The 10500-nt window shown below is 71.8% G+C and carries 11 protein-coding genes; 2 read left to right on the top strand and 9 right to left on the bottom strand.

Annotation, left to right across the window (positions count from 1 at the left end; all coding sequences use genetic code 11):
- Positions 1–41: 41 nt before the first annotated feature.
- From ACFTZL_RS33325 to ACFTZL_RS33285, 9 genes are all read right to left on the bottom strand, one after another.
- Entirely contained in the window at positions 42–518 is a 477-nt protein-coding gene (locus ACFTZL_RS33325) for a hypothetical protein (RefSeq protein ID WP_382590494.1), read from the bottom strand.
- Positions 519–715: 197 nt separating this feature from the next.
- Complete coding sequence (locus ACFTZL_RS33320) at positions 716–1069, bottom strand: cytidine deaminase (RefSeq protein ID WP_382590491.1); 354 nt, start codon at positions 1067–1069, stop codon at positions 716–718.
- Between the two features lie 36 nt (positions 1070–1105).
- Entirely contained in the window at positions 1106–1465 is a 360-nt protein-coding gene (locus ACFTZL_RS33315; RefSeq protein ID WP_382590488.1) for an MmcQ/YjbR family DNA-binding protein, read from the bottom strand.
- Positions 1462–2766 carry a hemolysin family protein gene (locus ACFTZL_RS33310; protein ID WP_382590485.1) on the bottom strand — a complete coding sequence of 435 codons (1305 nt, stop codon included), beginning with the start codon at positions 2764–2766 and terminating at the stop codon, positions 1462–1464. The genes ACFTZL_RS33315 and ACFTZL_RS33310 overlap by 4 nt, the downstream gene beginning before the upstream one ends.
- An 8-nt stretch (positions 2767–2774) precedes the next feature.
- Entirely contained in the window at positions 2775–3272 is a 498-nt protein-coding gene (gene ybeY / locus ACFTZL_RS33305) for an rRNA maturation RNase YbeY (protein ID WP_184592507.1), read from the bottom strand.
- Positions 3273–3286: 14 nt separating this feature from the next.
- A complete protein-coding gene (locus ACFTZL_RS33300; protein WP_382590481.1) occupies positions 3287–4354 on the bottom strand; it encodes a PhoH family protein in 1068 nt (355 codons plus the stop codon).
- Positions 4355–4526: 172 nt separating this feature from the next.
- Positions 4527–5660, bottom strand: a complete 1134-nt coding sequence (locus ACFTZL_RS33295; protein WP_382590478.1) for a carbohydrate kinase family protein — start codon at positions 5658–5660, stop codon at positions 4527–4529.
- An 81-nt stretch (positions 5661–5741) separates the two neighbouring features.
- Positions 5742–7031 carry a glucarate dehydratase family protein gene (locus ACFTZL_RS33290; RefSeq protein ID WP_382590475.1) on the bottom strand — a complete coding sequence of 430 codons (1290 nt, stop codon included), beginning with the start codon at positions 7029–7031 and terminating at the stop codon, positions 5742–5744.
- Entirely contained in the window at positions 7028–7981 is a 954-nt protein-coding gene (locus ACFTZL_RS33285; RefSeq protein WP_382590472.1) for a 5-dehydro-4-deoxyglucarate dehydratase, read from the bottom strand. Before ACFTZL_RS33285 ends, ACFTZL_RS33290 begins: the two co-directional genes overlap by 4 nt.
- Positions 7982–8068: 87 nt before the next feature.
- Between ACFTZL_RS33285 and ACFTZL_RS33280 the strand changes: the two genes are divergently transcribed.
- Together ACFTZL_RS33280 and ACFTZL_RS33275 are read left to right on the top strand one after the other, a co-directional pair.
- Positions 8069–8851 (top strand): IclR family transcriptional regulator, encoded by a 783-nt coding sequence (locus tag ACFTZL_RS33280; RefSeq protein WP_382590469.1) that lies wholly within the window; start codon positions 8069–8071, stop codon positions 8849–8851.
- 215 nt (positions 8852–9066) lie between these two features.
- Positions 9067–10407, top strand: a complete 1341-nt coding sequence (locus ACFTZL_RS33275) for an MFS transporter (RefSeq protein ID WP_382590466.1) — start codon at positions 9067–9069, stop codon at positions 10405–10407.
- Positions 10408–10500 lie beyond the last annotated feature (93 nt).

Below are 10500 nucleotides of genomic sequence, written 5' to 3'. Positions count from 1 at the left end.
CACTCTGACACCGGGGCCGCGCCGCTTCGATCTCAGGCCCCTCAGTCGAACACGAACGGGCCCGGCGACTGCGGCCCGGTCGCCGTGCAGGTGATGGTGATGCCGAAGACGGTCATCTTCAGCGAGCCGCCGAAGGCCTCCAGGCTGTCGCCGGAGGCCACGGTGCCGCTGAGGGGGCCGACCTCGACGGGGGCGCCGGCGGCCATCGCCGGGTTCTTCGTGCCGGTGAAGGCGACGGTGCCGCCGCCTGACTTCACCAGGGTGAGCGAGGACGCGATCGAGTCCGCGCCCAGGGCGATCGGCGCGGTGATCGCCGAGGACTTGACGGTGACGGTGGCGGCGGTGCCGTTCTGCGTGGCCGTGAGCGTGGCCTCGCCACTGCCGAAGGTGCCGCAGTCCGCGCTGATCGTCGCCGTCTGGGGGGTGACGGCGAGGGCCGCGGGGGCGAAGGCGAGCCCGGTGACCGCGAGGGCCCCGGCCGCCAGTGCCGCACCTGCTCCGATTCGCTTGCATCTCATGGGATTCCGGCTCCGTTTCCGTGGGGGGGGGTGGACCGCTCGGCACGTGGATGCGGACACACTGCCGAGAGTCGAACCTGACGGTCCGTCGGAACTGACGGTTCCATTGATGCGTGTGGGGCAGGCGGCGGCAAGGTTGAAAACTGGCCTAATTACCGCCGGTTACAGCGAAGTTCGGCCAGTCGGGCCCGAGGGCCTCAGCCCGCGGAGACCGTCAGCCGGACAACCCCGTCAAACCCGGCCACGAGCACCGGCGTCTCCGCGCCGCCGAGATCCCGTACCGCCGCCCGGTCCTCCGCTGACGCGGTCTCCGCCTCGGTCACGACCGCCGCCGCCTCCAAGGACGTCGCCCCCGATGCCACCGCCATCGCCACCGCCGTCTGGAGGGCACTGAGCTTCAGGGAGTCGAGGGCCACGGTCCCCGCGACATACGTACGTCCGGTCTCGTCCCGTACGGCCGCCCCCTCGGGCACTCCGTTGCGGGCCCGCGCGGAACGGGCCAGGGTGACGATCTTGCGGTCCTCGGGGTCGAGCGCGCTGCTGTCGGTCATGATCCGAGCATACGTAGCGACCGCCCCGGCCCGGTCTCAGGGACGGTCGAGGCGGAGGCGGTCCGCCCGCGGCAGGCCCGCGACCACGAGGTCGTACGAGTCCTCGATGAGCTCCCGGACCAACTGGTCCGGGAGGTCTCCGTCGGCCGTGACCGTGTTCCAGTGCCGCTTGTTCATGTGCCAGCCGGGGACGACGAGGCCCTCGTGCTCGCCGCGCAGCCGGATCGCGTCGTCCGGGTCGCACTTGAGGTTGACCTTCAGGGGCCGCTCGTCGAGATGCGACAGGGCGAACAGCTTGCCCTGGACCTTGAAGACCGAGATCTCCGGGCGGAACGGGAAGTCCTCCACCGCCGCGTTGAAGGACAGGCAGAACGCGCGCAGCTCCTGCGGGGTCATTCCGGCTTCTCCTCCTGGGCGGCGTCCCCCGGCTCCACCGGCTCCGCGAGCACCGTCACGATCTTGTTGCGGCGGCCGGCCGCGGCCTCCGCCGTCAGCCGCAGTACCCGGCCGTCGGGCAGGTCGACCACGGACGACGCACCCGCGATGGGAACCCGGCCCAGGGCCTTCGCCAGCAGGCCGCCGACCGTCTCGACGTCCTCGTCGTCGAACTCCTCCAGGCCGTACAGCTCGCCCAGGTCGCCGATGTCGAGCCGGGCGGTGACCCGGAAGCGGTCCTTGCCGAGGTCCTCCACCGGCGGCAGTTCGCGGTCGTACTCGTCGGTGATCTCGCCGACGATCTCCTCGAGGATGTCCTCGATGGTGACGATGCCGGCGGTGCCGCCGTACTCGTCGACGGCGACGGCGACGTGGTTGCGTTCCTTCTGCATCTCGCGCAGCAGATCGCCCGCGTTCTTGGTGTCGGGCACGAAGAACGCCGGGCGCATCGCCGTGGAGACCAGCTCGGACTCGGCGTCGCGGCTGATGTGCGTCTTGCGGACCAGGTCCTTCAGATACACGATCCCGACGATGTCGTCCTCGCTCTCGCCGGTCACCGGGATGCGGGAGAAGCCGGAGCGCAGGGCGAGGGTGAGGGCCTGGCGGATGGTCTTGAAGCGCTCGATGACCACCAGGTCCGTGCGCGGGACCATGACCTCCCGGACGAGGGTGTCGCCCAGCTCGAAGACCGAGTGCACCATGCGGCGCTCCTCGTCCTCGATGAGGGACTCCTTCTCGGCGAGGTCGACCAGCGCGCGCAGCTCCGCCTCGGAGGCGAAGGGACCGCGGCGGAAGCCCTTGCCGGGGGTGAGCGCGTTGCCGATGAGGATGAGCAGCGACGGGATGGGGCCCATGATCCTGGCCAGCGGCACCAGGACGTACGCCGAGACCGTCGCCGTGTTCAGCGGGTGCTGGCGGCCGATGGTGCGCGGGGACACGCCGACGGCGACGTACGACACGAGGACCATGACCGCGATGGCGACCAGGAGGGCCTCGGTGGTGTTGTCGAACTCCATCAGGCAGCCGTACGTGATCAGCGCGGCGGCGGCCATCTCGCAGGCGACGCGCACCAGCAGCGCCACGTTCAGATAGCGGGTCGGGTCGGAGGCGACCTGGGAGAGCTTGGCGCTGCCGCGGCGGCCCGAACGGACGGCCTCCTCGGCGCGGAAGCTGGAGACCCGCGCGAGGCCCGCCTCCGCGCAGGCGGCGAGCCAGGCCACGACGACCAGGGCGACCGCGCCCAGGGCGAGTTGCGGATTCATCGACGGCTCTACGAGACCGTCGGCGCCGGGGACGGGCCGGTCAGGCCCCGCTCCGAGCGCCAGCCGTCCACGATGGCCGCCTGAAGGCCGAACATCTCGGCCTTCTCGTCCGGTTCCTCGTGGTCATAGCCCAGCAGGTGCAGCACTCCGTGGACGGTGAGCAACTGGAGCTCCTCGTCCATGGAGTGCTGCGTGTCGGCCTCGGCGCCCTGCTTGGTGGCGACCTCGGGGCACAGGACGATGTCGCCGAGCAGCCCCTGCGGCGGCTCGTCCTCGTCCTTGGACGGCGGGCGCAGCTCGTCCATCGGGAAGGACATGACATCCGTCGGGCCGGGCAGGTCCATCCACTGGATGTGGAGCTGCTCCATGGCGTCGGCGTCCACGACGATGACCGAGAGCTCGGAGAGCGGGTGGATGCGCATCCGAGCGAGCGCGTAGCGGGCGATGTCGAGGATCGCCTGCTCGTCGACCTCGGTGCCGGACTCGTTGTTGACGTCGATCGACATGGTGTGGTGCTTGTCTACTTCCCCTTGTGCACGGACTTGCCGCGGCTCTTGTGCCCGCCGTTCTGGGTGCCGTGCGTGGTGTCGTACTGCTCGTACGCGTCGACGATACGGCCCACCAGCTTGTGCCGGACCACGTCCTGTGACGACAGCCGGGAGAAGTGGACGTCGTCCAGGCCCTCCAGGATCTCCTGCACCTGCCGCAGACCGCTCTTGGTGCCGTCCGGGAGGTCGACCTGCGTCACGTCACCCGTGATCACGATCTTCGACTCGAAGCCGAGGCGGGTGAGGAACATCTTCATCTGTTCGGGGCTCGTGTTCTGGGCCTCGTCCAGGATGATGAAGGCGTCGTTGAGGGTCCGGCCACGCATGTACGCCAGCGGCGCGACCTCGATGGTCCCCGCCGCCATCAGCCGCGGGATCGAGTCCGGGTCGAGCATGTCGTGCAGCGCGTCGTAGAGCGGGCGCAGATACGGGTCGATCTTCTCGTAGAGCGTGCCCGGGAGGAAGCCGAGGCGCTCTCCGGCCTCGACCGCCGGGCGGGTCAGGATGATGCGGTTGACCTGCTTGGACTGCAGGGCCTGCACCGCCTTGGCCATCGCCAGGTACGTCTTGCCGGTGCCGGCGGGGCCGATGCCGAAGACGATGGTGTGTTTGTCGATCGCGTCCACGTAGCGCTTCTGGTTGAGCGTCTTGGGGCGGATCGTGCGGCCGCGCGAGGACAGGATGTTCTGCGTGAGCACCTCGGCCGGGGTCTCCTGGCCGTCGCTCTCCCCGTTCTCGCTCGCCTTGAGCATGGCGATCGAGCGTTCCACTGCGTCCTCCGTCATCGGCTGCCCGGTGCGGAGCACGAGCATCATCTCGTCGAACACGCGCGAAATGAGGGCGACGTCCGCTGGGTCGCCGACCGCGCTGATCTCGTTGCCCCGGACGTGGATGTCGGCCGCCGGGAAGGCCTTCTCGATCACGCGCAGGAGGCTGTCTCCGGACCCCAGCACGGTCACCATGGGGTGCTGGGCGGGGACGGTGAACTGCGCTCTCGCCTGCTCCTGCGCGGGGGTGGGAGCTGTGGGTGTCTGAGTCATGGGCCGGCTCTTAAGGCCTGCGGTTCCTCCTCGTCACGGCCGCGTAGCTGAGGGCGGCCTCGCGTTTCCAAGGGTACGACGGTGGACTGACAACGCCGTAGGGCTTTTAGGGGTGGGGTTGGTAACCGAGGCGACGGATCCCCTTGACCGGAGCCCCGAGCAGGCCTGGACATCACGCCGAGCGCCGGAAGCCGATCGTGGGAACAGCACGCCGCAACGGCCAGGGTCTGACCAGCTTCTCCGGCACCAGCCCCGCCAGGAACCCGTACCGCCCCAGCGCCGTCGGCGACTGCTCCCGGACCGACTGCACTTTGCGCCACCACGCCGCGATCTCCGACCACCCCGGCGCCGACAACGACCCGCCGAACTCCTGCACCGACAGCGCCGCGGTCAGGCCGGCGAAGGCCAGCCGGTCCGCGAGCGGCCAGTCCGCCAGGGTGCCGGTCACGAACCCGGCGACGAACACGTCCCCCGCCCCGGTCGGATCGAGCGCCTCGACCTCGATGGCCGGCACCTCGGCGGTCTCCCCCGTACGCCGGTCCACCGCGTACGCCCCGTCCGCCCCGAGCGTGACCACCGCGAGGGGCACGTACTCGGTCAGGGCGTGCGCCGCGGCCCGCGGGCAGTCGGCGCCCGTGTACCGCATCGCCTCCTGCGCGTTCGGCAGGAACGCCTCGCAGTGCCGCAGGTCGGGCAGTGCCGCCAGGTCCCACGCGCCGGTGTCGTCCCAGCCGACGTCGCCGAAGACCCGGGTGCCCTTGCTCGCGGCCTGGGCGATCCAGGGCGCGCGCACGCCCGGTGCGAGGGAGGCGACGGCGGCACGGGCGCGGGGCGGGCACTCGGGGGCCGGTTCCTCCGGGGGCGGCTCATGGCCGTGCGAGACCATCGTGCGCTCCCCCTCGTACGCCATGGAGACGGTCACCGGGGAGTGCCAGCCGGGCACCGTGCGCGACGGGGAGAGGTCGATGCCCTCGCCGTGCTCCAGGGCGTCCCAGCAGTAGTCGCCGTAGTGGTCGTCGCCGAAGGTCGCCGCGAGGGACGTCCTGAGGCCGAGGCGGGCCAGCGCGGTCGCCATGTTGGCGACGCCGCCGGGGCTCGACCCCATCCCGCGCGCCCAGGACTCCGTCCCGCGCACCGGGGCGGAGTCGAGCCCGGTGAAGATGATGTCGAGGAAGACGGTGCCGGTGAGATAGACGTCCCAGGGCGGGTCGTCCGGCCCGCGCAGCGGGGCGAGGGGATCGACCTGGTTCTGGCGGTGCGATCCCTTTCTCGGGCCCTTTCCGGCCGGGGCGGTGGACGCGATCACGGTGCGCTCCCTGACGTGGTGCGGATCAGGCCAGTCTGCACCACACCACCGACAACGTGACGCCGATCACGCAGTCATGTCCTACCAGCGGGGCATCGAGGGCGACACCCACCCCGGGTCGGCGATCCGCATGGCCGCCGCGTCGTCGCGGTCCCGCAGCGCACCGTCGTCGTCCAGCCACCGCCGGTGCAGTACGGCGAGGCGCTCGCGGTCGAGCTCCACGCCGAGCCCGGGCGCGTCCGACACCGCGACCTTGCCGCCCTCGAAGGTCAGCCGCTCGGTGAGGACGTCCTCCGACTGCCAGGGGTAGTGGGAGTCGCAGGCGTGGTGGAGGTTCGGGACGGTGGCCGCCACGTGGGTCATCGCGGCGAGCGAGATGCCCAGGTGGGTGTTGGAGTGCATCGACACGCCGACGCCGAAGGTGCGGCAGACGGCGGCGAGCTGCTGGGTGTTGCGCAGGCCGCCCCAGTAGTGGTGGTCGGAGAGCACGACCTGAACGGCGCCCTTGGTGAACGCCTCCTTGATCTCGGCGAACGTCGTCACGCACATGTTGGTGGCCAGCGGCACCCCGGTCCGCTCGGCGACCTCGGCCATGGCGGGCGTGCCGAGCGCGGGGTCCTCCAGGTACTCCAGGACGTCCCCGAGTTCCCGGGCCACCTCGACGGACGCCTCGACGGACCAGGCGCCGTTGGGGTCGAGCCGCAGCGGATGCCCGGGGAACGCCTCGGCGAGCGCCCGGACGGCCGCGATCTCCTCGTCGGGCGGGAAGACGCCGCCCTTGAGCTTGAAGGAGGTGAAGCCGTAGCGCTCCTTGAACCGGCGGGCCTGTTCCACCACGCCCGCCGGGTCGACGGCGGCGCCCCAGTCGTCCTTCTCGGCGGGTACACCCTCCGGGTGGTCGGCCCACTTGTAGAACAGGTAGGCGCTGTACTCGACGGCGTCGCGCACCTTGCCGCCGAGCAGCGCGTGCACGGGCAGTCCGAGCGCCTTGCCGAGGGCGTCGAGGCAGGCGACCTCGAAGGCGGAGACGACGGACAGCCGCAGCTTGTCGGCGGTCTGGACGCCGCGCAGCCCGCCGACGTCGACGGCGTTCTCGACCCGGGAGCGGTCCACGGCGACCTGGTCCGCGAGTGTGAACAGGCCGTTCAGCTCGCTGACCTGGTGCCCCTTCAGCCGCTCGGCGAAGGGGCGGGCCAGCTCCAGGTACTTGGCGTCGCCGTAGGTCTCCCCCACGCCCGTGATCCCGTCGGCCGTGACGACCTCGACGATCAGCCGGGGCGTGTACGGCTGGTGCACGCCCTGCGTGTTCAGCAGCGGCGGGTCCGCGACCAGGATCGGGGTCAGCCGTACGTCCGTGATGGCGAGGTTCACAGGGCGGCTCCTACGAGGTCGAGTCCGGTGGTGAGGACGGTGGTGAGGGTCGCCAGATCGGCGGGCGAGGGGTCGGTGAGCGGGGCGCGGACCGGCCCGACCCGGTGGCCGCGCAGCCGGGCCGCCGCCTTCACCAGCGACACGGCGTACCCGGGGACGCGGTCGCGCAGTTCGACGAGCGGGACGTAGAAGTCGCGCAGCAGCTTGTCGACGGTGCCGTGGTCGCCGTCGCGCAGGGCGGCGAAGAAGGCGTCGGCGATCTCGGGGGCGAAGGCGTGGACGGCGGAGGAGTAGGCGGGGACGCCGACGGTGGCGTAGGCGCGGGCCTGGATCTCGGCGGTGGCGGCGCCGTTGAAGAACAGGAAGTCCTCGGGCGCGGCGAGCGTGAGGCGCTGCAGCCGGTCGAGGTCGCTGTGGCCGTCCTTGAGGCCGATGACGTTCGGCAGGGCGGCGATGCGCCTGAGCGACTCGGCGGTGAAGGCGACCTGGCCGCGCTGGTAGGTGATCAGCGGCAGCCGGGTGCGGGCGGCGATCTGTTCGAGCTGGGCGACCAGGCCGTCCTGCGGGGCGGCGACCAGGTAGTGCGGCAGCACGAGGAGCGCGTCGGCACCGGCGTCCTCGGCGATGCGCGCGAACCGCACGGCCTGCGCCCAGCCGTATCCGATGCCGGCCACGACGGGTACGCGGCCCGCCGCCTCCTCGACGGTGATGGTGACGACCTGCCGGTACTCGTCCTCGTCCAGCGAGAAGAACTCGCCGGTGCCGCAGGCGGGGAAGACGGCGCCGGGCGAGGCGGCGAGCCGCTCCGCGACGTAGGCGCGGAAGCCGTCCGGGTCGAGGGTGCCGTCGTCGCGGAAGCTCGTCAGCGGGAACGACAGCACGCCACCGGCCATGCCGTCCCGCAGCCGCCGCGCGACCGCTTCCGGTCCAGCGCCAGCGCTCACGGTCATCTCCTTATGTAGACGTCATCTATATATGAGAATGGCGGTTGGATACGCGAACGTCAACCGTCCGAACCGTCCGATTACGATCGGCTCATGTCAGACACAGGGGGCGTCCGCGAAGTGAAGTCCGCGGCGCGCACGGTCGAGCTGCTGGAACTCCTCGCGGCACGCGGCGACCGCCCGGCCCGGTTGCAGGAGCTGGCCGACGCGCTCGGCGTGCCGCGCAGCTCGATGTACGCGCTGCTCCAGACCCTGATCTCGCGCGGCTGGGTCCGCACCGACGTCACCGGCTCCCTGTACGGCATCGGCATCCACGCCCTGCTCACCGGCACCGGCTACCTCGACTCCGACCCCCGGGTCCGGGCCGTGCGGCCGTATCTCGACGAGGCGTCCGAGGCGCTCGGCGAGACCATCCACATGGGGCGCCTGGACGGCCGGGACGTGGCCTATCTGGCGACGCGGGAGTCGCACGAGTACCTGCGCACGATCAGCCGGGTGGGGCGCCGGCTGCCCGCCCACGTCGGGGCTCTGGGCAAGGCACTGCTGGCGGAACGCCCGGACGAGGAGCTGCCCGAGGGGCCGTACGAGGCGCTGACGCCGAACTCGCACACGAGCCGGGAGTCCCTGGCGGCCGACCTCGCGAGGATCCGGACCCGCGGCCACTCCGTGGACCGGGAGGAGGGCGTGAGCGGGATCGTCGGCTTCGGCTTCGCGCTGCGCTACGACTCCCCCGCGCTGGACGCGATCAGCTGCTCGGTGCCGGTCGCCCGGCTCACTCCGGAGCACGAGGAGCGGATCGTCACCGTGATGCGGGAGATCCGGGTGAAGGCCGAGGCGACGGTTCCGGCGGGCGCCGGATCGGTGCACTGGCGTTAGCCGGAACCCGCCGGTCAAGGGCCACCGGCGTGAGCAAAAAGCGCACTTCTACCCGGCCTTCCCTGCCTCAAACGCAACGTGCTCCAGATCACACCTTCTCGGTTCACGCGTTCGACTACTTGCTTGATACAAATTGCCCGCGCGTTCCTGTCCGTCGACGGTCGTCGCCCAATCCCCCTTCTTAGCCGCTCCTTTCGCATGCCCTGGGAACGCCCGTGTTCGCCCCCCGCACCACACCCTGGCCCCTCGTCGCCCTTTTCACGGCCGGGTACCTCGCTCCGTACCTGCTGCCGACCACCGTCGGCAGGCTCGACTCGGACCTTCCGCTCTCCGCCACACAGGCCGGCGCCGTCGGCAGTGCGCTGCTGCTGAGTTCGGCCGCCGCCGGATTCGTCCTGGCCTCACGGGTCGAACGGATCGGAGCCCGCACCCTCGCCCGGATCGGCCTCGCCCTGGCCCTGTTCGGCTACGGCGGTGCCGCGCTCACCACCACCGTCCCGGCCGTCGTCATCGGCGCCGTCGTCGGCGGGTTCGGCTCCGGCACGGCCACCACCGTCGCCGCCACCCTCATCGCCGGGCAGCGGGATCCGCACCGGGCCTCCACCGCCGGGCTGCTCACCGTCTCCGCCCTCGCGGGTGCCGTGTATCTGACGGTCCCGCGCCTCGGCCCGGGGCACGGCCTGCCGCTGGCCGCGATCGCCCTCACGGCCCTGGTCGTGTGGCCGCTGACCGGCCGCCTCCCCGCCGGTGCGCCCGCCGTACCCACGCGGCACGACAAGGCCCGGTTGCCGCACGCCCGTTCGGGACTCGTGCTGGCCGCCGCCATGCTGTGCTGGTCGCTCGCCCAGAACTCCCTGTGGGGCGTGAGCGGACGGATCGGTCTTGACCAGGCCGAGCTGAGCGAGGCCACCGTCGGTGCCGTCTTCGCCCTGGGACTGGGCGCCGGACTGACCGGGGTCATGGCGGCGGGCGCGCTCGGCGCGCGGCTGGGTCGTGCCGTGCCCATCGGGGCGGGCACGGTCCTCATCGCCGGCTGTATCGCGCTCAGCGCCTCCTCGACCGACCTGACGAGCTTCGCGACCGGCGAGATCGCCTGGAACACGCTGTACCCGGTGGTGCTGTCGTATCTGATCGGGCTCGCCGCCTCGCTCGACCCGCGCGGCCGCTGGGCGGTGCTGGTCGGCTCGGCGTCCTCGCTGGGCACGGCCGCCGGACCGCTCACCGGCAGTGTGCTGTCGGCGCAGGCCGGGTTCCCGGCCATGGGCGCGGTCCTCGGCGCCGGTCTGCTGGTGATCGCCTTGCCGATGACCGCCGTCGCCCTGCACACCGGCGGGCGCCCGCTGCTGCCCGGCGCGATCCGCCGCCGCGGCGGCCACCCGGCCGCCCTGGTCGCCGCCGCCACGGGCACGCCCACCGGCGCGGTCCCCGAGATCGGCGCCCCGGAACAGCCGGTCGTGGAGATCGCCATGGAGGCCGCGGCCGTTCCCGCCCAGCGGGCCTACGACAAGGCAGGACCCCGGCAGGCGGGTGCCTCACCGGGGTCCGGAGCCCTGTAGGTCAGGTGGTGGTGCCGCCCGTGCGGGCGCGCCGGTGCACGAACCAGCCCCTCGCCGTGAGGGCCGCCGCCAGCGCGGCCACCGTCAGGACGG

It is taken from the genome of Streptomyces sp. NPDC056948, from assembly GCF_042674225.1.
Taxonomy (GTDB): Bacteria; Actinomycetota; Actinomycetes; order Streptomycetales; family Streptomycetaceae; genus Streptomyces; species Streptomyces purpurascens.
The sequence above is the reverse complement of the archived record's forward strand: the minus strand, read 5'-3'. Positions and strand labels throughout refer to the sequence as shown.